Annotated in this window: 20 protein-coding genes; 11 read left to right on the plus strand and 9 right to left on the minus strand. The window is 71.7% G+C overall.

Going from position 1 to position 21,612, the window contains the following annotated elements:
• Nucleotides 1-96: 96 nt before the first annotated feature.
• Nucleotides 97-1,101 (plus strand): site-2 protease family protein, encoded by a 1,005-nt coding sequence (locus KIK06_RS17785; protein WP_268644222.1) that lies wholly within the window; start codon nt 97-99, stop codon nt 1,099-1,101.
• A 15-nt stretch (nt 1,102-1,116) separates the two neighbouring features.
• On the opposite strand, the gene KIK06_RS17790 is transcribed toward KIK06_RS17785, so the two are convergent.
• The 3 genes from KIK06_RS17790 to mshB form a co-directional block, all read right to left on the minus strand.
• Nucleotides 1,117-2,076 carry an IS481 family transposase gene (locus KIK06_RS17790; protein WP_268643050.1) on the minus strand — a complete coding sequence of 320 codons (960 nt, stop codon included), beginning with the start codon at nt 2,074-2,076 and terminating at the stop codon, nt 1,117-1,119.
• A 110-nt stretch (nt 2,077-2,186) separates the two neighbouring features.
• A complete protein-coding gene (locus KIK06_RS17795) occupies nt 2,187-2,651 on the minus strand; it encodes a hypothetical protein (protein ID WP_017596993.1) in 465 nt (154 codons plus the stop codon).
• A gap of 47 nt (nt 2,652-2,698) precedes the next feature.
• On the minus strand, nt 2,699-3,565 hold the full coding sequence (mshB, locus tag KIK06_RS17800) for an N-acetyl-1-D-myo-inositol-2-amino-2-deoxy-alpha-D-glucopyranoside deacetylase (RefSeq protein ID WP_193789727.1): 867 nt from the start codon (nt 3,563-3,565) through the stop codon (nt 2,699-2,701).
• 125 nt (nt 3,566-3,690) lie between these two features.
• Between mshB and KIK06_RS17805 the strand changes: the two genes are divergently transcribed.
• Nucleotides 3,691-5,901 carry a S9 family peptidase gene (locus tag KIK06_RS17805; RefSeq protein WP_268644228.1) on the plus strand — a complete coding sequence of 737 codons (2,211 nt, stop codon included), beginning with the start codon at nt 3,691-3,693 and terminating at the stop codon, nt 5,899-5,901.
• A 61-nt stretch (nt 5,902-5,962) separates the two neighbouring features.
• Here the strand turns inward: KIK06_RS17805 and KIK06_RS17810 are convergent, their stop codons facing one another.
• Both KIK06_RS17810 and KIK06_RS17815 read right to left on the minus strand, forming a co-directional pair.
• Nucleotides 5,963-7,837 carry a serine/threonine-protein kinase gene (locus KIK06_RS17810; RefSeq protein WP_268644231.1) on the minus strand — a complete coding sequence of 625 codons (1,875 nt, stop codon included), beginning with the start codon at nt 7,835-7,837 and terminating at the stop codon, nt 5,963-5,965.
• A 35-nt stretch (nt 7,838-7,872) separates the two neighbouring features.
• Nucleotides 7,873-9,636 (minus strand): serine/threonine-protein kinase, encoded by a 1,764-nt coding sequence (locus KIK06_RS17815; RefSeq protein WP_268644233.1) that lies wholly within the window; start codon nt 9,634-9,636, stop codon nt 7,873-7,875.
• A gap of 308 nt (nt 9,637-9,944) precedes the next feature.
• Between KIK06_RS17815 and KIK06_RS17820 the strand changes: the two genes are divergently transcribed.
• The 5 genes from KIK06_RS17820 to KIK06_RS17840 all read left to right on the plus strand — a co-directional run bounded on the left by KIK06_RS17820 (nt 9,945) and on the right by KIK06_RS17840 (nt 12,935).
• Nucleotides 9,945-10,319 (plus strand): DUF3054 domain-containing protein, encoded by a 375-nt coding sequence (locus tag KIK06_RS17820; protein WP_268644235.1) that lies wholly within the window; start codon nt 9,945-9,947, stop codon nt 10,317-10,319.
• Nucleotides 10,320-10,365: 46 nt separating this feature from the next.
• Nucleotides 10,366-10,758, plus strand: a complete 393-nt coding sequence (locus KIK06_RS17825) for a hypothetical protein (protein WP_017597000.1) — start codon at nt 10,366-10,368, stop codon at nt 10,756-10,758.
• Between the two features lie 22 nt (nt 10,759-10,780).
• Entirely contained in the window at nt 10,781-11,455 is a 675-nt protein-coding gene (locus tag KIK06_RS17830) for a TrmH family RNA methyltransferase (RefSeq protein ID WP_268644237.1), read from the plus strand.
• Between the two features lie 107 nt (nt 11,456-11,562).
• On the plus strand, nt 11,563-12,198 hold the full coding sequence (locus KIK06_RS17835; RefSeq protein ID WP_268644239.1) for a GNAT family N-acetyltransferase: 636 nt from the start codon (nt 11,563-11,565) through the stop codon (nt 12,196-12,198).
• Between the two features lie 92 nt (nt 12,199-12,290).
• The gene (locus KIK06_RS17840) at nt 12,291-12,935 is read left to right on the plus strand and encodes a GNAT family N-acetyltransferase (protein WP_268644241.1); all 645 of its coding nucleotides are present in this window, start codon (nt 12,291-12,293) and stop codon (nt 12,933-12,935) included.
• 45 nt (nt 12,936-12,980) lie between these two features.
• Here the strand turns inward: KIK06_RS17840 and KIK06_RS17845 are convergent, their stop codons facing one another.
• Complete coding sequence (locus KIK06_RS17845) at nt 12,981-13,577, minus strand: TetR/AcrR family transcriptional regulator (RefSeq protein WP_268644243.1); 597 nt, start codon at nt 13,575-13,577, stop codon at nt 12,981-12,983.
• 90 nt (nt 13,578-13,667) lie between these two features.
• On the opposite strand from KIK06_RS17845, the gene KIK06_RS17850 reads away from it, so the two are divergent.
• Entirely contained in the window at nt 13,668-15,200 is a 1,533-nt protein-coding gene (locus KIK06_RS17850) for an FAD-dependent monooxygenase (RefSeq protein ID WP_268644245.1), read from the plus strand.
• The gene (locus KIK06_RS17855) at nt 15,197-15,865 is read left to right on the plus strand and encodes an MBL fold metallo-hydrolase (protein WP_017597007.1); all 669 of its coding nucleotides are present in this window, start codon (nt 15,197-15,199) and stop codon (nt 15,863-15,865) included. The genes KIK06_RS17850 and KIK06_RS17855 overlap by 4 nt, the downstream gene beginning before the upstream one ends.
• Before the next feature lie 129 nt (nt 15,866-15,994).
• Here the strand turns inward: KIK06_RS17855 and KIK06_RS17860 are convergent, their stop codons facing one another.
• From KIK06_RS17860 to KIK06_RS17870, 3 genes are read right to left on the minus strand one after another with little or no spacing between them, the layout of a single operon-like run.
• Nucleotides 15,995-16,741 carry a succinate dehydrogenase/fumarate reductase iron-sulfur subunit gene (locus KIK06_RS17860; RefSeq protein ID WP_017597008.1) on the minus strand — a complete coding sequence of 249 codons (747 nt, stop codon included), beginning with the start codon at nt 16,739-16,741 and terminating at the stop codon, nt 15,995-15,997.
• Nucleotides 16,738-18,684 (minus strand): fumarate reductase/succinate dehydrogenase flavoprotein subunit, encoded by a 1,947-nt coding sequence (locus KIK06_RS17865; RefSeq protein ID WP_017597009.1) that lies wholly within the window; start codon nt 18,682-18,684, stop codon nt 16,738-16,740. Before KIK06_RS17865 ends, KIK06_RS17860 begins: the two co-directional genes overlap by 4 nt.
• Entirely contained in the window at nt 18,685-19,341 is a 657-nt protein-coding gene (locus tag KIK06_RS17870; protein ID WP_086002991.1) for a succinate dehydrogenase cytochrome b subunit, read from the minus strand. It abuts the gene before it with no gap.
• Nucleotides 19,342-19,472: 131 nt separating this feature from the next.
• Here KIK06_RS17870 and KIK06_RS17875 point away from each other — a divergent pair, with 131 nt between their 5' ends.
• Together KIK06_RS17875 and KIK06_RS17880 are read left to right on the plus strand one after the other, a co-directional pair.
• Nucleotides 19,473-20,492: a LysR family transcriptional regulator gene (locus KIK06_RS17875; RefSeq protein ID WP_268644248.1), complete on the plus strand. Its 1,020-nt coding sequence runs from the start codon at nt 19,473-19,475 to the stop codon at nt 20,490-20,492.
• Nucleotides 20,493-20,796: 304 nt separating this feature from the next.
• Entirely contained in the window at nt 20,797-21,609 is an 813-nt protein-coding gene (locus KIK06_RS17880) for a hypothetical protein (protein WP_268644250.1), read from the plus strand.
• Nucleotides 21,610-21,612 lie beyond the last annotated feature (3 nt).

A 21,612-nucleotide genomic window follows, 5' to 3' on the forward strand; every position in this document is an offset into this window, starting at 1 on the left:
GGCAGCCCCACCCTCTCGCGAAGCGACCCTGGGCGATGGCGGGTGACGGGAGGGCCTAATCTGGACCGCGAACCACCCACAAGCAGCAGGAGCACCATGCCCACGCCCGAGACGCCGCGGAGTGCGGACACGACCGACGGGCCCGGACCGAACACGGCCCCGGACACCGAGGACGCGCGCGGTACGGACCCGTGGGAGCGGATGCCCCAGGACGCGCTCAACGTCCCCGACCTGGATGAGGACACCGAGGACGGAAGCGTCGTGGACGCGGACCCCACCGTCGTCACCAAGCCGAAGGCCGGCGGATCCGGCGGCCGGTCGGACTTCCTGCCCAGCCCGGTGTTCGTGCTGCTGTTGGGCCTCATCGGCTTCGCGGGCTGGCTGTCGTGGACGGCGGCCGAACTGGACTGGGCCGCCGAGGGGACGAGCGTCACACCACTGGTCCCGCCCCTGCTCATCGTCCTCGGGTGGATCGCCTCGGCGACCGTGCACGAGTTCGGGCACGCGCTCGCCGCCTACCTGGCCGGTGACCGCTCCCTGCGCGGCAGTGGCTACCTCAGGCTCAACCCCTTCGCCTTCCGGGAGACCTTCGGCGGCCTGATCCTGCCCCTGGTCTACCTGTGTCTGGGCGGGCTGGGGCTGACCGGCCCGCCCACCTACGTGAAGTGGGACCGCATTCCGGCCTCGCGCCGTGCCGTGGTGGCGCTCGCCGGTCCGCTGGCCAGCCTCGTGGTGGCGGCGGCGCTGACGGTCACCGTGTCGGTCCTCGTTCCGCCGGACAGCGACACCACCAACTGGGCGATCTCCTCGATGGCCTTCCTGTCCCTGGCGAACCTGACGGCGGCTGTGGTCAACCTGCTGCCGGTCCCCGGTCTGGACGGGTTCGAGCTGCTCACGCCCGCGCTGTCGGACAGGGTGACCGGTTTCCTCCGCGTCAACGCGCTGTACTTCTCGATCGCGATCTTCGCGCTGTTGTGGTTCCCGAGCGTCAACGACGCCTTCTTCAACGCCTTCTACCGGTTCTACGACCTGGTCCTGCCGAACCCGGCGTACCCGGGCATGGCGTTCTTCGGTCAGCTGCTGTTGCAGTTCTGGACCTGACCCACCCTCGGACCGCTAGCTGTACTGACCTGAGAGGTTAGGAACACGGGAGGCGGGAGGGCCGCCGAGTGCGGTGTGGAACCGGTGGTGATTGTAGTGATGCAACCACTGCCCGAACGCCTCCCGCCGCTCGGCCTCGCTGGTGTAGGGGCGGGCGTAGGCCCACTCCTCGACCAGGATGCGGTTGAACCGCTCGACCTTGCCGTTGGTCTGGGGCCGGTAGGGGCGGGTGCGCTTGTGCTTGATCTTCTGGTCGGCGAGCACATCGCGCCAGGCGTGGGACTTGTAGCAGGCCCCGTTGTCGGTCAGCACCCGCTCCACCGTGATGCCGACCGACGCGAAGTAGGCATGCGCGCGTTCCCAGAAGCTGGTCGCGGTCTCCTTCCTCTCGTCGGCCAGGATCTCGCTGTAGGCCAACCTGGTGTGGTCGTCCACGGCGTTGTGGATGTAGGCGTACCCGACCTTGGAGCGGTGTTTGCGGCCCTGAGCGCGCCCCAGGGTCTTGTGGCCGCCGCCGGTGGGGATGTTGCCGAGTTTCTTGATGTCCACGTGCACCAGCTCGCCGGGCCGGGCCCGTTCGTAGCGGCGCACCGCCCGTCCGGTGGCTCGGTCGGTGTGGGCCAGACGGGCACAGTGGTAGCGGGTCAGGATCCGGTGCACGGTCGAGGCGTGCATGCGAAGGTGTCCGCCGATGCGGGCGGGTCCCCATCGGCGGGTGAGGCGGAGTTTGATGACGCGGCGTTCGCGGCGGGTGGGGGTGCGTCGGGGCGAGTGGTGGGGGCGGCTGGAGGCGTCGTGCATGCCCGCCTGGCCCAGCATCCGGTAGCGGGTGGCCCACCGCCTGGCGGTGGTGGTGCTGACCTGGAAGCGTTCGGCGGCCCGTCGCAGGGGCCAGCCGTCCTCGACGACACAGCGGGCCAGGGCCAGGCGTCCGGTGGGTGTGAGTTTGGCGTTGGTGTGGGTAGCGTGGGGCATCGAGGGCCTTCTGGTGCTTGGTGTAGACGTCGCAATCCACACCGTTACCGAAGGCCCTCTTGTCGTGTGTCAGCCGGGGTGGGTGTTACCAACCTCCGTGGTCAATACAGCTAGCGGCCGCCGCCGAACCCGGCGAGGACGCCGCCGCGCGCGCCGCGGACCGAACTCACCACCACGGCCGCCGCCAGGGCCAGCATCGATCCGAGTTGGTAACCGTTGTGGATCATGTGACCGGTGAGCACGATGTCGCCGCCGGGCGTGTAACCGATCACGGCGAAGAGGGAGAGCACGAACCCGATCGTGAAGGCCATCGCGGCGTCCGGCGTCCCGCTCCCCCACGCCAGGAGTCGGCAGCCCGCGTACAACAACGCCACGTAGACCACGAGCGCGGCCACCGCGATCGTCGGCACCGGCTGTCCCGCCTCCCAGTACCGGGTCAGCCACCCCGCACACAGGGAGGACACGAGCCCGACCACCGCGCCCAGCGGCGCCACAACGGCGAGCGTCCCCAGGTACAGCAGGACCGAGGCGCCGCGCGCCCGTTCGGCCCCCGTGGCGGTGTCGGACGTGGTCATGTCAGTGGAGGATACGCGGCCGGTCCCACCGGGTCCGCCGGCGCCGCTCACAGGCCCGCGAAGAGGTCGGTCTCGAACTCCCCGCCGACGGTCCGCGGCGTCGGCCCCATGATCAGGGTGAAGTGCTCCACGGCGTCGATCTCCTGGGCGATGCCGTTCGACAGCGCGAACCGCTCGCCCTCCACCGTGATCTGGGTGACGTGCGCACGCATCGCGAGCGCCTTGGCCGCCCAATGGTCGGTGGCGTCGATCCGCGTGGTCACCGCGGAGTCGGGTGTGCCCAGGGCGATGTCGGACACCTGGGAGGGCGGTGTGAAGGAACCGGACTCCTCGGCCAGGCGGGAGATGGACGCCTCGATCCGCGACACGGGCTGGGCGATCGCGTAGAGCTTGCGGACCCGCCAGGGGGTCCCCGGCATCGTGCGCTCCCCCGCCTTGACGCAGGCCCGGCGCGTGACCCGGTGCGCCTGGATGTGGTCGGGGTGGCCGTAGCCCCCGTTCTCGTCGTAGCTGACCACCACGTGCGGGCGCGCCGCACGGATCATCTCCGCCAGGAGGGTCGCGGCCTCCTCGACATCGGCCCCCCAGAACGCGCGGGGGTGGTCGTTGGCGGGTCCGCCGACCATCCCCGAGTCACGGTAGTGGCCGGGACCGCCGAGGAACCGGTGGTCGCGCACGCCCAGCGCGACACAGGCCTTGTCGAGTTCACCGACACGGTGCTCGCCCAGCGTGTCGTCGCGATCGGCGGCCAGGTGCGCGAGGTCGTCGGGGATGACCTCTCCCTCCTCGCCCAGGGTGCAGGTCACGAGGGTGACCTCCGCGCCCTCGGCCGCGTACTTCGCCAGTGTCGCTCCCGTGACGATGCTCTCGTCGTCGGGGTGTGCGTGCACCATCATCAGTCGCCTGTCCATCACGTAGCGAACGATACCGGGCCGGTCGCCCCCTCTCCGCCCCGACGAGCCCGGAGCCCGAGCCCCGGGCATGGGGGCTCGCCACGACGGGCGCGGCGGGCGGCCCGGTGATGGGACACAATCGCCCTATGAGCTTTCCTCGCCAACTGGCCCGAACCCATCGCTTCACCATCGGTGTCCCGTACGCGTTCGAGATCTCCCCGGACGGGCGGCGTGTCGCCTTCCTCCGGGGACGGGACGGTGTGGACACCGCCACCTGCCTGTGGGTGCACGAGACCGAGGAGGGTACGGCCTGGGTGGCCGCGGACCCCCGGGAGCTCGGCGCCGACGACGAGAACCTCCCCCCGGAGGAGCGCGCCCGCCGCGAACGGCTGCGGGAGAGCGGCGGCGGCATCGTCTCCTACTCGGTGGACGACGCGTTCACCCGTGCCGTGTTCACCCTCTCGGGGCGCCTCTTCTACGTGGACCTGGTGGGCGACGACAACACGCCCCGCGAGCTCCCCGCGACCCAGCCGGTCGTGGACCCCCGGATCAGCCCGCGCGGCGATCGCATCGCCTACGTGAGCGGCGGCGCGCTGCGCGTGATCGACATCGACGCCGCCGAGGAGGACCACGGGGACCGCGCCCTGGCCGAGCCCGACGGCGAGCACGTGACGTGGGGCCTGGCCGACTTCGTCGCGGCCGAGGAGATGAGCCGGTACCGCGGCTTCTGGTGGGCCCCCGACGGTGGGGCGATCCTGGCCACGCGGGTCGACGAGGCCGACGTCGCCCGCTGGCACGTGGACGACCCCGCCAGCCCGGAGCAGGAGCCGACCGTCCTGCGTTACCCGGCGGCCGGGACGGCCAACCCGGAGGTGCGGATGGCGGTGCTGTCCGTGGCGACGGCGGGTCAGCACCGGGCGAGCGGTCCGGGCGCGCCCGCGTGGATCGAGTGGGACCGTGCGGCGCTGCCGTACCTGGCGCGCGCGGGCTGGACCACCGGCCCCGACGGCACGCCGACGGTGGTGTTCACGGGGCAGAGCCGCGACCAGCGCACGATGACGCTGTTCAGCGCCGACCCGGTGACCGGTCTGGTCGCGGACGTGCGCACGGACACCGACGACGTGTGGTTGGAGATCGTGTCGGGGGTGCCCGACCACACCGCCTCCGGTGACCTGGTGTGGGTGGCGCGCGACCCCGAGCACGGTGAGCGGCGGGTGTACGTGGGCGGCCAGCCGGTCAGCCCGCCCGACGTGTACGTGCGCTCCGTGGTCGACGTGGACGGGGACCGAATCCTGTACTCGGGCTCCCCGGCCGGGCGTCCCGGGGACGTGTCCCTGTGGCTGGTGGACCTGCCGACGGGTCTGGCCGCACCGGTGGAGGTACCCGGGCACGGGTGTTCGACCACCTCCGACGCGGAGGCGCACAGCGGGGTGCGGTCGGGGCGGCTGCGCGGTGACACGCTCGTGGTGCAGCACCGGTCGATGGAGTTCCCGGGCGTGCACACGCTGGTGTTTCGCAACGCCAGCTCGGAGACGCAGCGGGTGCGGACCGAGATCGAGAGTTTCGCGCAGACCCCCGACCTGCCGGAGCAGCTGCGGGTGAAGAGGTGGCGGGCGGGTGAGCGGGAGATCCCGACCGCGCTCGTGCTGCCGTCCTGGTACCGGGAGGACCTGCGACCCCTGCCGGTGCTCATGGCGCCGTACGGGGGGCCGCACGCGCAGCGGGTGCTCAACGCGCGGGGGGCGTACCTGACCGCGCAGTGGTACGCCGAGCAGGGGTTCGCGGTGCTGATCGCGGACGGTCGGGGCACCCCCGGTGTCGGGGTGGAGTGGGAACAGGCGATCCACCTCGACCTGGCCACACCGGTCCTGGAGGACCAGGTGGCGGCGTTGCGGGACGCGGCGGAGAGGTACCCGTTCCTGGACACCTCGCGGGTGGGGATCCAGGGGTGGTCGTTCGGCGGGTACCTGTCGGCGCTGGCGGTGCTGCGCAGGCCGGACGTGTTCCACGCGGCGATCGCGGGCGCACCGGTCATCGACTGGGAGCTGTACGACACGCACTACACCGAGCGGTACCTGGGCACACCGCAGGACCGGCCGGAGGCCTACGAGGGCAGCTCGCTGCTGACGGACGCGGCGAAGCTGGAGCGGCCGCTGATGATGATCCACGGCCTGTCGGACGACAACGTGGTGTTCGCGCACACGCAGCGGATGTCGTCGGCGCTGCTCGCGGCGGGACGCAAGCACACGGTGCTGCCGCTGTCGGGGGTGACGCACATGCCGTCGGACCCGGTGGTGGCGGAGAACCTGATGCTGCTCCAGGTGGAGTTCCTCAGGGACAACCTCACCGGGGAGTAGGCGCGGTGGGCGGGGCCGGGCGCGGGTCGTGGGAGACCGGCGCCCGGCCCGGGCCCGGGTATCAGGACCCGAAGCCCTGGGCCTGCGACCGGCTCGCCGCGATCTCGGACTCGTCCGGCAGTTCGATCTCCACGGGCTCGCCGAACTGGACGAAGACGAGGTCGTAGGTGGCGGTGCCGAAGGGGTCCCCGGCCTCCGTGGGCCCCTCCCAGCGCAGCTCGGTGCGGTACGTCAACGGGTACCCGTCGTCCCCGACCCAGAGCTCGAAGGTGACCTCCGGCTCGTCCCCCTCGTACACCGGTTCGCGCATGAAGGACCCCGTGTAGTGGTGGCCCTCACGCGAGGCCAGATCCCTGTCTCCGGCCATGCTCCCGGGAAGGAAGTCGGCGCGTGCGCGGTCGACACCCTGGTAGGTGACCTCCGCGCCGTCCTGGACGGTCTCGTCGAGCTCGTCCAGCGCCGTCTCCCACCGGTCCCGGGGACGCGCCGCGGAGTCCGCCGCCACCGCGTCCCGGTAGAAGTTCCGATCGTAGCCGGTGCTCTGCTCCCGGCCCGACTCGATGAACCCGAGGACGTCGTCCGGCCCCTCACCGACCTCCACCCGCCCGTCGGTCATCCCTCCGACCACCACCAGGTCCAGGTACACGGGTTCGGGGTCCTCGGTGTACTCGTAGTACACGGACTGCCCGTCGCCCACGTCACCGCTGTCCTGTGAGCTGAACGCGGCGAAGCTCGGCGCCTCCCGGGCGAGCCTGACCGCCTCCGCCAGGACGGCGTCGAAGTCCTCGGGCGAGGTCAGGACGGCGGGCCCGCCCTCGCCCCCGTCCGCCTCCGGCGACGGCGAGGCCTCCCCCGCGGCCTCGGGCGCCCCGTCGGACCGCGGCGGCACCAGCCACGCGGCGACGATCGTGACGGCCACGAGCGCGGCCGTCACGGAGGTCACCAGTGCGATCCTTCGACCGCGCCGGGGGCGGCGCACGGGCCGGGGCTCCGGGGCCGTCACCCCGCGCCACTCGGTCGCGAGCAGGTCGGGCACGATCCGCGTGGGCGCAACGTCGCGCGCCGGTTGGACGCGGGTGGCGTTCCATCCGTCGGTGAGCTCGGCGAGCGCCCGCGCGGCGGTGGGCCGCGCCTGCGGGGACTTGTCCATCGCCCGGCGGACCAGGTCGAGGAGTTCCGGCGGCACCCCCTCCAGGTCGGGCTCCTCCTCGCGGGTGCGGTGGATCAGGACCTCCGCGTTCCCCGTCCCGAACGGGTTGCGGCCGGTCGCGGCGAAGGCGACCAACCCGCCCCAGGCGAACATGTCCGACCGTGCCGTGGCCTCCTGCCCGAGGTACTGCTCCGGAGCCATCCACCCGGGCGTCCCCATGAGACCGCCCGTCCGGGTCAGGGCGGTCGCGTCGGCGGCACGGGCGATGCCGAAGTCGAGCACCTTCGGCCCCTCCGGCGAGAGCATGATGTTGCCCGGTTTGAGGTCCCGGTGCACGATGTCCGCCTCGTGGACGGCCGCGAGGGCCTCCGCCAGACCGACCGCGAGAGAGAGCAGCATGCCGCCCGTCAGGGGCCCGTTGGCCCGGACGTGCTGGCGGAGGGTCAGTCCGCGCACGTACTCGGTGGCCAACCATGGGGCGCTGGCACGCACGTCGGCTCCGTAGAACGCCGCCGTACAGGTCGCCCGCACCCGCGACACCAGTTCGACCTCGCGGGCGAAGCGGGCGAGGAACTCGGGGTTGGCCGCGAACTGCGGATGGATCACCTTGACCGCGGCACACGCGCCCGCCGGGTCGACGCCCGCGTACACCGCGCCCATGCCGCCGGCGCCGATCCTGCCGACGACACGGTAGTCCCCCAGCTGTCGGGGATCGGTGGCGCCGGGCGGGTCGATGCCGGGCGGGAGGTGGTCCTGGTCGAACGGACGGGGGGAGTCAGGGGACATCGGTACCTTCACGTGAGGGAACGGGGAGTCGGGGGTCATGGTCGATCAGCGCAGTGGTCGATCCGGCCTCCTTCGACGACGGACGGCCTCAGTGGTTCGAGTTCGAAGTCGTAGGCCCCGTCCTCGACCACGTTCTCCGGGCGGAAGCAGACGCCGCCGGGGTAGTCGACGGTGATGGCCGCGTCTGCGTCCCGGACCTCGTCGGGCACGTAGTACACGGGCCCCGCCTCCGTGCCGTCGACCTCGACGAGAAGGTCGGCCGTGGGATTGCGGGCGCTCAGCACGTACACGCTGTTGGTCTCCGGCCGGGTGACGTCCAGGACGCCCTGGTCAGCGGTGATCCGCGGGGCCCGGCCGAAGTCCCACTCGGCGATCTGCAGCTCTCCGAAGTCCGGCAGGTACTCGGCCCTGACCTCGACGAGCGCGGTGTCGCCGACCAGGTCCGTGGCGGTGAACGAGAGCCGCAGCTGGTCCAGTCCCTCCCCGTCGCCGGAGGCCGGTTCGAGTCGGCGGACGAGCTCGGGAGCGGTGTCCGACGCGGACGCCACCATCACGCGGCCGCTCTCGTACAGGTCGCGGTACTCCTCGGGAACGTCGGAGGGCACATCCGCCCCCCGCGCGTCTCCCGCCTCCGCCACCGGCACCTGGTCCTGCGCGCCTCCCGGCGTGCCGCCGTCCGCCGCTCCGGGGTCCGCGTCCTCGCGGGCCAGCGTCCCGGCCACCGTGCCGACCAGCACCGCCAGCGCGGCCCCCGCGGCGCCGACCGCCAGCGGCACACGCCGCCGCACCACCCACGAACGCCTGCGCGGCGCGTGGCGCCGCCACTCCTCCACCGGCGGGTCGACGACCCCTGTTCCAGGCCACGCCCGACCCATGACACGAGGGACGTCGACGTCGCCGCCCCCGCGCACCGCGGCGGCCGTCTCGTCGGGGAACAGCGCCGACGCGACCTCACGCATCGCGGTGGCCGCGTCCGGGCGCCGCTCGGGGGCCTTGTCCAGCGCCCGTTCCAGCACCTCCCGCAATCCGGCCGGGACACCGTCCAGGTCCGGGGGCTCGGACAGGATCCGCGCGGCCATCGTGCTCGAGGTCCCCGAACCGTGCGGGTGGCGGCCGGTCGCGGCGAAGGCCACCAACCCGCCCCAGGCGTAGATGTCCGAGCGGTCCGTGGCCGGGGCGCCCCGGTACTGCTCCGGGGCGATCCACCCCGGAGTCCCGACCAGGCCGCCGGTGCGCGTCAGCGCGGTCTCCTCCACCGCCCGCGCGATACCGAAGTCGAGCACCCTCGGCCCCTCGGGCGACAGGATCACGTTTCCCGGCTTCAGGTCCCGGTGCACCACACCCGCCGCGTGGATCGCGGCCAGCGCCTCGGCCGACCCGATCGCCAGGGCCGGGAGGGCGTCCCCGGCCAGGGGACCGTTCCCCCCGACGTGCTCGTGCAGGGTGGGCCCGGGAACGTACTCGGTCGCCAACCAGGGCAGGTCGGCCTCGGGATCGGCGTCGACGAAGCTCGGCACGCAGACAGCGCTCACGCGGCGGACCAGCGCGACCTCGCGCGCGAAGCGCTGGCGGAACTCGGCGTCGGCGGCGTAGACCCGGTGCACGCACTTGACCGCCACCCGCCGGTCGGCGTCGTCCAGGGCCGCGTACACCGACCCCATCCCGCCCGCCCCGATCCGCCCGACCACGCGGAACGAACCGACACGACGGGGCTCGTCGGCCGTGAGCGGCCGCAACCCGAGGGGCGGGGCGGAACCCGGTCCAGCGGGCGGTACCGGCGAGGACTGGCGTGGGGGCATGCGTCGGCCGATCTGTCACTCGGTGGCGGGGCGGGCTGGAAGCTCGACGGGACCGGGGAGGGTCCGGGTACCCGTGGGCGTGGGGCGGTCCCGTGGCCGCCCCAACGGGGATTGACGCGTGTGACTCGCGTGTGGTTCACGTTATGACCAGACGGTGTCACCCGACGCTCCCGGACCGCCCGGAGCCGATCGGAGCCAGTCGGACCCGCCCGGTCCCCGAGGCCGCCGGGGACCCGCCCGGGACACCCCGTCGCCTCCACCGCCCGACCCGCCGGAAGGCCCGCCGGCGGCGGCCATAGCCTTGGGGTATGCGTTCCTTCACGGCGCCGCTCGCTCTGGCGGCCGACCTGGTGTGCGTGCTCGCCTTCGTGGTGATCGGCAAGGCCGACCACGAGACCGGACTCGCCCTCCCCGCGGTGGCCTCGACCGCGTGGCCGTTCCTGGCCGCCCTCGTGCTGGGCTGGGTGGTCACCCTGGCCTGGCGCTCCCCTGTCCGGATCTGGCCAACCGGTCTGTTCGTCTGGGCGGTGACCGTCGCCGGAGGCATGGTGTCGCGCCTGGCCACCGGGGAGGACGCGCCGCTCAGCTTCGTCCTGGTGACCTCCGTCTTCCTGGCCGTGACGCTCCTCGGCTGGCGCGCGGTGGCACTTCTGGTCGCGAGAAGGCGACAGCGCACCGCCTGACGGGGAAGACTGGGGAGCGTACACACCCCTCGGGAGGAGAGCCCCCATGCCCGACCCTTCCACCATCGCCCTGGCCACGGCCGTCGCCACCGGCACCGTGGCCAAGATCGCCGAGGTCGTCAGTCAGGCGACGATCGACGACTTCAAGTCCTTCCGCAAGACGGTCTTCCGGTACTTCCGCGGCGACCCCGAGGCCCAGGAGGCGCTGGACGAGGCCCTGCTCGAGCCCGACGACGAGGCGGCGATCACCGCGGTCGCCGGCCACCTGGAGCGCGCGGCCGAGGCCGAACCGGAGATCCGCCGTTTCATGGACGCCCTGGCCGCCCAGCCCGGGCAGGTGACCTACGGCCCGGTGGTCAACCGCGCCGACGACGTCAGCGGCACGGTGATCCAGGTCGGACACGTGCACGGCGGGAACGTCCACGGATCCGGACGCTGACGAGGTCCGTAAGCTGGAACGGATGAACGAGTACTCCGCGCCAGCGACCGCCCCGACGCCGTCTCCCGCCCCCGGTGAGGACGAGGCACGCGAGGTGGGCGTGGGGCCGTGGGTCGGCCCCTGGCCGGAGGACGACCGGTACGACCCCGAACTCCTGGCCGGGGGCGACCGTCGCAACGTCGTGGACCGCTACCGCTACTGGCGGCGGGAGGCGATCGTCGCCGACCTCGACGCCGTGCGGCACCCGTTCCACGTCGCCGTGGAGAACTGGTCGCACGACTTCAACATCGGTTCGGTCGTGCGCACCGCCAACGCCTTCGGCTGCGCGGCCGTGCACATCGTCGGCCGCCGCAGGTGGAACCGCCGCGGCGCCATGGTGACCGACCGCTACCAGCACGTCCACCACCACTCCGACACCGCCGCGCTGCTGGGGTGGGCCGGGGAGCGCGGGCTCCCGCTGGTCGGGATCGACAACCTGCCGGGGGCGGTCCCCCTGGAGACCCACCCGCTGCCCCGCGAGGTCGTCCTGGTGTTCGGCCAGGAGGGCCCGGGGCTGTCGGAGGAGGCCCGGAAGGTGTGCGAGGCGGTGCTGTCGATCGCGCAGTTCGGGTCGACGCGGTCGATCAACGCGGGCGCCGCCGCGGCGGTGGCGATGCACGCCTGGGTGCGGGCGCACGTGTTCGACCAGTCGGTGTGAACGCGCGCCCGATGTGAGCTCGGCCACCGCCACCCGCCCCCGAACTCGCCGTGACAGTACCGTGATCTACCATGTGCGGAGCGCCCCCTAGCCGGAGAGTTCTTGGGATGAGTCCGATCGTCACCGCCGCAGCCCGCCCCGCCACGATCGACGACGTGCCCGCCGTGGCCCGGGTCCTGAGCCGGGCGCTCCACGACGATCCGCTCTTTCGGTGGCTGTTTCCCGACGACGAGCAGCGGATGGCCCGAACCCGGCGTTTCCTCGCGCTGACGGCGGGCTTCGGCTACGTCCGGTCCGGGGACACCCGCGTCGCCGAGGTGGCCGAGACTCCCGCGGACCCCCCGGTGGTCCGGGCGGCCGCGCTGTGGGCGCCCCCGGCCACCAACCCGGAGGGGCCGCTGGTGTCGCTGCGCACCTGGCCGCACTGGGGTGCGCTGATCGGTCGGGCCCGGATGAGCGCCTTCGTCCGGGTCTTCGCCGAATGGAAGATGGCCGCACCCCAGGAACCCCACCTGTACCTGGCGGCCCTGGGCGTCGACCCCGCCGTCGAGGGCGCCGGACTGGCCCGGGAGCTGCTGTCGGCGGGCCTGGACCGGGCCGACGCCGAATACACCCCGGTCTTCACCCAGACGCTCGACCCCACCGTCGTGGCCTTCTACAAGCGGTTCGGCTTCGAGGTGGTCCGCGAGGTCGAGCACCCCGGGATCGGCACCAGCCACTTCCTCTCGCGTGCTCCGATGTGACGGGACGTCGCCAAGGGTCTACGCACAGCCGCGTCACGCGCCTAGCATGAGCCGTGACCCGGACCCGGCTCCACGGGAATGAGGCGGCGCGCATGACCCCCACGACTCCGGCGGACGTTCGCGTCCGCACCGCGACGATGAACGACGTTGCGCGTCTGGTCCGCGTCCTGGGGCGCGCCTTCCAGGACGATCCGCTCTTCCGGTGGTTCTTCCCCGACGGGGAGGACCGCCTCGCCAGGAGCATGCGCGTGTGCGCGCTGAACGCCGGGTTCGGCCACGTACCGGGCGGAACGGCCTGGGTCCACGAGTCGTGGGAGACCGCCGGCGGGACACCGGTGATCGGTGGGGCGGCGCTGTGGACGCCGCCGGGCGAGACGGCGGAGGGACCGTTGACCGCACTGCGTTCTCTGCCCCACTGGGTGCGGCTGATGGGGGTGGCGCGGGTCCTCCGGGTCTTCCGGTTCCTGGGGGCGGTGCGGGCCACGGCTCCGGAGGAGCCGCACTGGTACCTGGCGGTGCTCGGCACCGATCCGGCGGTGCAGGGGACGGGTGTGGGCTCGCGCCTGCTGCGCGACGGACTGGCCCGCGCGGACGCCGACGGGGTCCCGGTCTACCTGGAGACGATGAACCCCGCCAACATCGGCTTCTACGAGCGCCACGGCTTCCGGGTGGTGCGCGCGGTCAACGAACCGTCGGCGCCCCCGACCTACTGCATGCTGCGCCCCTTGGCGGTCTGACCCGCGCACGGCCGAACCCCCGACCGGCGCGTCGACCGGCGGCGGTCAGGCGGACAGGGAGCCGACCACCAGATCGCGCGCGGCCCGGCCGTAGTCGGCCGCGGACAGGTCGGGATCCCAGGCGCGCTGGAGGATGTACCCCTGCACGAGGCCGAGCAGCACTCGCGCCGTGGCCGCCGGATCCACCCGTTCCGGGATCTGGCCGTCGGCCCGCCCGAGCTCCACCCGGGCGCGCAGCTGGTCGAGCACCCCGTCGAGCCCGGCGCTCAGCGCGTCGCGCAGCGCCGTGTCGCGCAGCGCCTCCCCCCAGGCCTGGACGGCCAGGCGCGTTCGGGAGTCGGCCCGGTCCATCGCCTCGATCGTCGCGGGCAGCTCCCCGACGAGCTCCGGGAACGGTCTGCGTCGCGCGATCGACTCGCGGACGACGTCCTGCACCGCGCCGATCGCGTCCAGGGCGATCGCGACGATGATGTCGTCCTTGCCCCGGAAGTAGCGGTAGACCGCCCCCGGGGACAGCCCCGCCTCGTCGATCACGTTCCGCATGGACGTGCGGTGAAAGCCGTCCCGGGCGAAGCAGGCGGCCGCCGCCGTCAGGATGTGCTCCCGGCGCTGCGCCAGGTAGGCGTCGGAGACTCGTGGCATGCGCACATCGTAGAACGAACGACCGTTCTTGACAGACGCACCCTCCGCGGGGGATTCTAAAAAGAACGAACATTCGTTTTTGGAGATGCCATGACCGACGTCCTCATCGTGGGAGCGGGCCCGACCGGGCTCGCCCTCGCCACGCGCCTGCACGACCTCGGTGTCCGCGTACGGATCATCGACAAGCACGACGGCGTCCTGGAACTCACCAAGTCCGCCGCGCTGCACGCCCGCACCCTCGAGCACCTGCGCGACCTCGGCGTGGCGGACGCCGTCCTGGCCGAGGGCCAGCGCGTGGACGTCCTCGCCCTGCGCACCGGCCACCGCGACCGGATCGCCGTGGACTTTCGCACCCTCGCGGACACCGCCTATCCGTTCATGGTCGACATCCCCCAGGCGCGGACCGAGCACCTGCTCATCGACCGGCTCGCGGAACGCGGGGTACGGGTCGAGCGCGGCACCGAGTGCGTCGCGATCGAACAGCGCACCGACGGGGTGCGCGCCACGGTCACCGCCGACGGCCGGTCCCGCACCCTGGAAGCCCGCTGGCTGGTCGGCTGCGACGGGGCGAGGAGCACCGTCCGCGGACTCCTCGGCATCGAACGGACCGGCGCCCCCTACGCCGACGACTGGGTGCTGTGCGACGCCGTCGTCGACTGGCCCCTGCCCCGGAACGAGATGACCTTCTCCGGGGACACCGAGGGGATCTTCGGCGTCTTCCCGCTGCCCGGTGACCGCCGCTACCGCCTCGCCTACACCGCCACACCGGGTGTGGAGCCGAGCATCGAGGACGCCCAGCGCTGCATGGCCCGCACCGGCATCGAGGGGACCATCCACGCCGTCGACGAGTTCTGGACCTTCTCCCTCGCCCACGAGCAGGCCGTCCGCTACCGGGGCGGGCGGGTGTTCCTGGCCGGGGACGCGGGGCACGTCCACACCCCGTTCGGCGGCCAGGGCCTCAACCTGGGCGTCGGCGACGCGATGAACCTGGCCTGGCGGCTGGCCGCCGTCATCGACGGCGCGGACGCCGGACTGCTCGACGGCTACCAGGACGAACGCCACCCGGTCGCGGCCGAGGTCATCGCCTTCACCCACCGGGGCGCCCAGGCCATGCTGCTGCGCGGCGACCCGCGCCGCCATCTGCGCGACGCGGCGCTGACGCTTCTGCGGTCCTCCGACCGCGCGCGACGCGCACTCGCCCGCAGGTTCTCCCAACTCGACCACCGCTACCGCCGCGCCTCGGGCACCGGGGGCCGCGCGGGCGACCTGGTCGGCGGCGACCGGCTGCCGGACCCGGAGTTCTTCGACGGGCTCACCCAGCGCACCCGCCGCCTGCACGACCTGCTGCCGCACGACCGGCACACCCTCCTGCTCACCGATCCCGCACAGGCCGAGGGGCTGTCCGTGCCCGACTCCTGCGCCGTCCGCCTCATCACCCCGGACTGGGCCGCGGCCCACACCACGCGGGGCGTCGCGACCGCGCTCGACCGGGGGCGCGCCACCGCCCGCCTGCACGGCTCCGCCTACCTCGTCCGGCCCGACCGGCACATCGCCCGGATCGGTTCGCCCGGGGAACTGACCTCCGCCCCGCCCGTGCCCGCCGCCCGCGAGGAGTCCCGATGAACACCCCCGTCGTCCCGCTCCCCCTGGGCGCGTCCGCCGCCTACGCGATCCGAGGCGAGCGCACCGTCCTCGTGGACACCGGTTTCGCCGGAGGCGAGGACCGGCTGCTCGGCCGCCTGGCCAAGGCGGGGATCGCCTCCGCCTCGATCTCCCTCATCGTCCTGACCCACTGCCACCCCGACCACGCGGGAGGGGCCGCCGCGCTCCGCCGACGGCTGGGGGTCCCGGTGGCGGTGCACGAGGCGGAGAGGGAGTGGGCGGAGTCCGGGACGAGTGAGCTCTACACGCCGTTGAACCCGTTCGGAAGGATCCTGCGGCGCACCCTGGACACCGGGTTCCCGGCGTTCACCCCGGACGTGGTCCTGGGCGACGGCGCCGACCTGGACGCCCACGGGGTTCCGGTGGACGTGCTGCACACCCCGGGGCACACCCCCGGTTCGGTGAGCCTGCGGCACCGGGAGAGCGGGGAGGTCCTGGTCGGGGACCTGCTGGCCGGGAGCATGACGCGGCGCGACCGCCCCGGGCTCCCCTTCCTCGCCCAGGACACCGGGCGACTGCGGCGCAGTGCCCGCCGGGTCCTGGACGCACGGCCCACGCGGTTCCTGTTCGGGCACGGACGACCGGCCTCGGCCGCCTCGGTCCGCCGTTTCCTCGACTCCGGCTGAGGCACCCGGACACCCCTGGACGACCGGACGGCGAGCGGGGACCCGTGACCGCCCGGGACACGCGAGGGGCCGCGCCCCCGGTGTTCACCGGAAAGGAGCGCGGCCCCGTGCGACGCGTGGGGTCGGCGGTCAGCCGATGCCCTTGCTGAGCGAGCCCAGCAGGTCGCGGTTGAGCTGGGAGATGGTGTCCAGCGGGATGCCCTTCGGGCAGACCGCGGCGCACTCACCGATGTTGGTGCAGCCGCCGAAGTCCTCCTCGTCGTGCTGGTTGACCATCTTCACCACGCGCGAGGCCCGCTCGGGCTGCCCCTGCGGGAGCATGCCCAGGTGGGTGACCTTCGCGGCGGTGAACAGCATGCCGGAGGCGTTCGGGCAGGCCGCCACGCACGCGCCGCAGCCGATGCAGGTCGCGGCGTCGAACGCGCGGTCGGCGTCCGGCTTCGGGATCGGGTTGGCGTGGGCGTCCGGGGCGGTACCGGTCGGGGCGCTGATGTAACCGCCCGCCTGGATGATCCGGTCGAAGGCGCCGCGGTCCACGACCAGGTCCTTGACCACCGGGAACGCCTTGGCGCGCCACGGCTCGACGGTGATGGTGTCGCCGTCCTTGAAGCTGCGCATGTGCAGCTGGCAGGTGGTGGTGACCTCCGGGCCGTGGGCCTCGCCGTCGATCACGACACCACAGGCACCGCAGATGCCCTCACGGCAGTCGTGGTCGAAGGCGACCGGGTCCTCGTCCTGAAGTGTGAGCTTCTCGTTGAGGACGTCGAGCATCTCCAGGAAGGACATGTCCGGCGAGACGTCCGAGAGCTCGTAGTTGACCATCCGGCCCTCGTCGCCCGGGCCCTTCTGGCGCCATACGCGCAGGGTGATGTTCACTTGTAGCTCCGCTGCTTCATCTCGACGTACTCGTACTCCAGGGCTTCCTTGTGGAGCACGGGCTTGCTGTCCTGGCCCCCGAACTCCCAGGCCGCGACGTAGGCGAACTCGTCGTCGTGACGCAGCGCCTCGCCGTCCTCGGTCTGGCTCTCGGAGCGGAAGTGGCCGCCGCAGGACTCGCGGCGGTGCAGGGCGTCGATGCACATGAGCTCGCCGAGCTCCAGGAAGTCGGCCACGCGGCCGGCCTTCTCCAGGGCCTGGTTGAGCTCGTCGTTGGTACCGAGCACCTTGACGTCGCGCCAGAACTCGGCGCGCAGCTCGCGGATGCGCTCGATGGCCTTGGTCAGGCCCTCCTCGTTGCGCTCCATGCCGCAGTAGTCCCACATGATGTGGCCGAGCTCCTTGTGGAAGGAGTCGACGGTGCGGGAACCGTTGATGGAGAGCAGCTTCTCGATCCGGGAGGTGACCTGCTCCTTGGCCGCGGCGGCGTCCGGGTGGCTCTCGTCGAGCTGCTCGAACGGGCCGTCCGCCAGGTAGTCGTTGATGGTGTTCGGCAGGACGAAGTAGCCGTCCGCCAGACCCTGCATCAGCGCGCTGGCGCCCAGGCGGTTGGCGCCGTGGTCGGAGAAGTTGGCCTCACCGGTCACGAACAGGCCCGGGATGGAGCTCTGCAGGTCGTAGTCGACCCACAGACCGCCCATGGTGTAGTGCACGGCCGGGTAGATGCGCATCGGAACCTCGTACGGGTTCTCACCGGTGATGCGCTGGTACATGTCGAACAGGTTGCCGTACTTGGCCTCGACGGCGGCCCGTCCCATGCGCTTGATCGCGTCGGCGAAGTCCAGGTAGACGCCCAGACCGCCGGGGCCGACGCCGCGGCCCTCGTCGCAGACGTTCTTGGCGGCGCGGGAGGCGATGTCACGCGGCACGAGGTTGCCGAAGGCCGGGTAGATGCGCTCCAGGTAGTAGTCGCGCTCGTCCTCGGGGATCTGGCGCGGGTCGCGGTCGTCGCCGCCCTTCTTGGGCACCCAGATGCGGCCGTCGTTGCGCAGCGACTCACTCATCAGGGTCAGCTTGGACTGGTAGTCGCCGCTGACCGGGATGCAGGTCGGGTGGATCTGCGTGTAGCACGGGTTGGCGAAGAGCGCGCCCTTGCGGTGCGCCCGCCAGGCGGCCGTGACGTTGCAGCCCATGGCGTTGGTCGACAGGAAGAACACGTTGCCGTAACCGCCGGTGGCCAGGACCACGGCGTCGGCGAAGTGCGTCTCGATCTCGCCGGTGACCATGTCGCGGGCGATGATGCCGCGCGCCTTGCCGTCCACGACGATGACCTCGAGCATCTCGTGGCGGGTGTTCATCTTGACGGTGCCCGCCGCGACCTGGCGCTCCAGGGCCTGGTAGGCGCCGATCAGGAGCTGCTGCCCCGTCTGGCCGCGCGCGTAGAAGGTACGGGAGACCTGGACACCGCCGAAGGAGCGGTTGTCGAGGAGGCCGCCGTACTCACGGGCGAAGGGCACGCCCTGGGCGACGCACTGGTCGATGATCTCGACCGACGTCTGCGCCAGGCGGTAGACGTTCGACTCGCGGGATCGGAAGTCGCCGCCCTTGACGGTGTCGTAGAACAGCCGGTGGATGCTGTCGCCGTCGTTGCGGTAGTTCTTGGCCGCGTTGATGCCGCCCTGCGCCGCGATGCTGTGCGCGCGGCGCGGGCTGTCCTGGTAGCAGAAGGATGTGACGTTGTAGCCCGCCTCGCCCAGGGTCGCGGCGGCCGAGGCCCCGGCCAGACCGGTGCCGACGATGATGACGGAGAGCTTGCGCCGGTTCGCGGGGTTGACCAGCTTGGCCGAGAAACGGCGCTTGTCCCAGCGCTCGTTGATCGGGCCCTCGGGCGCCTTCTCGTCCCGGACGGGCTCGCCCTCGATGTACAGGTCGTTCTCAGACAATTAGCTCACCAGTCCAAAGGTGACCGCCAGAGGCGGGAGAAGGAAGCCGACGGTCACGACCAGCGCGATGGTCACGGCCACGGCGTTGATCTTGCCCTGGCGGCTGGCCTTGTTGGCGCCGAGCGTGGCGGCGCCGCTCCAGATGCCGTGCCGCAGGTGGAAGCCGGCCGCGATGACCGCCGCCACGTAGAACAGGGTCACGTACCAGAACTCGGGCTGGAAGCCGTTGACGAGCCGTTCGTAGGGGCTGTCGGAGGCACCGCCCGGAGCGATGACGTTCACCGTCAGGTGCAGGATGTGGAAGATCACGAAGAGCGCGATCAGGACGCCGCCCCAACGCATGGTGTAGGAGGCGTACGAACGCTGCACGCGCTTCGTCACCTGGTATCGGCGGACGCCGCCGCGCGCGCGGTTGTCGCGCGCGGTGAGGACGACCGCGCAGTAGATGTGGATGAGGACGCTCGCCAGGAGGACGAGGCGCGCGATCCAGAGGAAGCCCTCATGCGGCAGGAGCGGGTAGCCGAGCTCGCGGAGTCCCTCGGCGTAGCCGTCGAAGGCCTCCTGGCCCATGAAGACTTTGAGGTTGCCGTACATGTGCGCGATCAAATACAGCACAAGGATCGCACCGGTGACCGCCATCGCTGACTTGAGCGCCACCGTGGACCCGTAGGCCGTAGACCGCTTCTTGGTCAAGGTACTGTTCGCCACAGCCTGCCACTTTAAAATCGAGTTAAGTCTGACGTCCAAGTCATCAGGACGCTGGTGTCCATAGCTCTAGGCTATGGAGCATGCAGTTCCAGCAGCTCGCGTACTTCGTCGCGGTAGCCCGTACACGCCATTTCACCCGCGCAGCCGAGCTTTCGCGCGTCGCGCAGCCGAGCTTGAGCAAACAGATCCGCAGCCTTGAGCGGGAGTTGGGCGCACCGTTATTCAGTCGTGCCAGGGGAAACATCACACTCACTCCGGCGGGTGAGGCGCTCCTGCCGCTGGCCCAGCGCATGCTGACCGACCTGGAGACGGCCCGCCGCGAGGTGGCGGAGCTGGCCGGGGTCCGCAGGGGCCGGGTGCGGCTGGGCGCGACCCCGTCCCTGTGCGCGGGGCTGCTGGCCGACGTGCTCGCGGACTTCCACACCCGCTTCCCGGGGATCGAACTCCAGGTCGAGGAGAGCGGTTCGCGCGACCTCATCCGCGACCTGGGCCGCGGCGAGCTGGACCTGGCGCTGATCATCCTCCCCCTCCAGAGCAGCGATCCGGACTTCGCCACCACGCCGATCCTGCGGGAGAACCTGGTGGTGGCCAGCCCGATGAGCCAGCCCTCGCCGAACGGCCGCGCCTCGATCCGCATCACCGAGCTGGAGGGCCGCCCCCTGGTCATGTTCCGGCGGGGGTACGACGTGCGCGAGGCCACGCTGCGCGCGTGCCGGGCCGCCGGGTTCGAACCCGAGCTGGCCGTCGAGGGCGGCGAGATGGACGCCGTGCTCCGGTTCGTGGAGGCGGGCCTGGGTCTGGCGGTCGTGCCGAGCATGGTGCTGCGCAACCGTCCCGGCCTGCGCGGAACCCCCCTCGCGCGTCCCCGCCTGCTGCGGACGGTGGCGCTGGCGCACCGCAAGGACGTGGAGCCCTCGCACTCGGCGGACGCCTTCCGCCGCCACCTCAACCGGTACCTGCTGGGTCTGACGCCGCAGGAGCTGGGACCGGACCTGGAGGTGCTGATCTCGGCCACGGACGCGGGCGCCCCCGGGGAGGTTCCGGACGACGACGAGGGAGCGGACACCGGGCCACGAACCCGAAAAAAGGGCCGAAGCTAACAGGTTCCCCTCAGTTCACTCCAATACCACAATGGGTGAATTTTCCAAAAAGACCATTTGCGACAAATAACGCAAACGTCACCAAAACCCCAACCCAGAGTGGCGTATTTCACACACGTTCACCCCGCGTTTCTTCGGCACTGGAACGTGACCGTGATCACAGCACCCTAACGTTGCGTTGCAGACCGGCTTCGCTACTGCTTCTCCCCAGCCGTCCAGCACGCACGGAGAGCGGCCGCGGCCACGGGGAGCACGACGGCCCGCCCGTGCGCCCGGGGCTCTCCACAGAGAGGTGGAGACCACGGTGACCTCGACCGAAAGAGCGCGACCGGGCAGCGGCCGGGCGCGCATCGCACCGCGCACACTGCGCACCGACCGGTGGTGGCTCGGCCCGACCCTCACCACACTGGGCCTGGCCGCCTTTCTCGTCTACGGAACCGTTCGCGTGTTCCAGCAGGACCACTACTGGGTCCAGGAACACCACTACCTGACCCCGTTCTACTCGCCCTGTCTGGCGCAGCAGTGCGCCCCGGACGCGGCCCTGTTCGGGCGGCTCCCCTTCGAGTTCCCGCCCCTGATCCCCTACGCCCTGGTCAGCCTGCCGATCCTGCTGCTGTTCCGGGTGACCTGCTACTACTACCGCAAGGCCTACTACCGGTCGGTCTGGCAGGCGCCCACCGCCTGCGCCGTGCGCGAGCCGCACCGCTCCTACACCGGCGAGACCCGGCCGCTCATGCTCCCCCAGAACGGCCACCGTTACTTCTTCTACGCCGCCTTCGCCATCACCGCGATCAACACGTGGGACATGGCGGTCGCCTTCGCGCACGGCACCGACGGCGGTTTCGGGATCGGCGTCGGCAACCTGGTCATGCTGCTCAACGTGCTCATGCTCTGGGGCTACACGCTCAGCTGCCACTCCTGCCGCCACGTCTTCGGCGGGCGTCTGCGCACCTTCCGCACCCACCCCGTCCAGTACTGGGTGTGGACCCGGCTGTCCACGCTCAACAACCGGCACATGTACTTCGGCTGGTTCAGCATCGCCACGCTCATGGCCACCGACGCCTACATCGCCCTCGTCGCCAGCGGCACCATCACCGACCTGCGGATCCTCAACTGAGCC

The organism is Nocardiopsis sp. EMB25, assembly GCF_026797795.1.
GTDB classification, from domain to species: domain Bacteria; phylum Actinomycetota; class Actinomycetes; order Streptosporangiales; family Streptosporangiaceae; genus Nocardiopsis; species Nocardiopsis lucentensis.

Bases quoted from the DNA above. Each gene is read 5' to 3' on its own strand.
- KIK06_RS17785 (WP_268644222.1), top strand. From the start codon at position 97: ATGCCCACGCCCGAGACGCCGCGGAGTGCGGACACGACCGACGGGCCC.
- KIK06_RS17790 (WP_268643050.1), bottom strand. From the start codon at position 2,076: ATGCCCCACGCTACCCACACCAACGCCAAACTCACACCCACCGGACGC.
- KIK06_RS17795 (WP_017596993.1), bottom strand. From the start codon at position 2,651: ATGACCACGTCCGACACCGCCACGGGGGCCGAACGGGCGCGCGGCGCC.
- KIK06_RS17805 (WP_268644228.1), top strand. From the start codon at position 3,691: ATGAGCTTTCCTCGCCAACTGGCCCGAACCCATCGCTTCACCATCGGT.
- KIK06_RS17810 (WP_268644231.1), bottom strand. From the start codon at position 7,837: ATGTCCCCTGACTCCCCCCGTCCGTTCGACCAGGACCACCTCCCGCCC.
- KIK06_RS17815 (WP_268644233.1), bottom strand. From the start codon at position 9,636: ATGCCCCCACGCCAGTCCTCGCCGGTACCGCCCGCTGGACCGGGTTCC.
- KIK06_RS17820 (WP_268644235.1), top strand. From the start codon at position 9,945: ATGCGTTCCTTCACGGCGCCGCTCGCTCTGGCGGCCGACCTGGTGTGC.
- KIK06_RS17825 (WP_017597000.1), top strand. From the start codon at position 10,366: ATGCCCGACCCTTCCACCATCGCCCTGGCCACGGCCGTCGCCACCGGC.
- KIK06_RS17830 (WP_268644237.1), top strand. From the start codon at position 10,781: ATGAACGAGTACTCCGCGCCAGCGACCGCCCCGACGCCGTCTCCCGCC.
- KIK06_RS17835 (WP_268644239.1), top strand. From the start codon at position 11,563: ATGAGTCCGATCGTCACCGCCGCAGCCCGCCCCGCCACGATCGACGAC.
- KIK06_RS17840 (WP_268644241.1), top strand. From the start codon at position 12,291: ATGACCCCCACGACTCCGGCGGACGTTCGCGTCCGCACCGCGACGATG.
- KIK06_RS17845 (WP_268644243.1), bottom strand. From the start codon at position 13,577: ATGCCACGAGTCTCCGACGCCTACCTGGCGCAGCGCCGGGAGCACATC.
- KIK06_RS17850 (WP_268644245.1), top strand. From the start codon at position 13,668: ATGACCGACGTCCTCATCGTGGGAGCGGGCCCGACCGGGCTCGCCCTC.
- KIK06_RS17855 (WP_017597007.1), top strand. From the start codon at position 15,197: ATGAACACCCCCGTCGTCCCGCTCCCCCTGGGCGCGTCCGCCGCCTAC.
- KIK06_RS17875 (WP_268644248.1), top strand. From the start codon at position 19,473: ATGCAGTTCCAGCAGCTCGCGTACTTCGTCGCGGTAGCCCGTACACGC.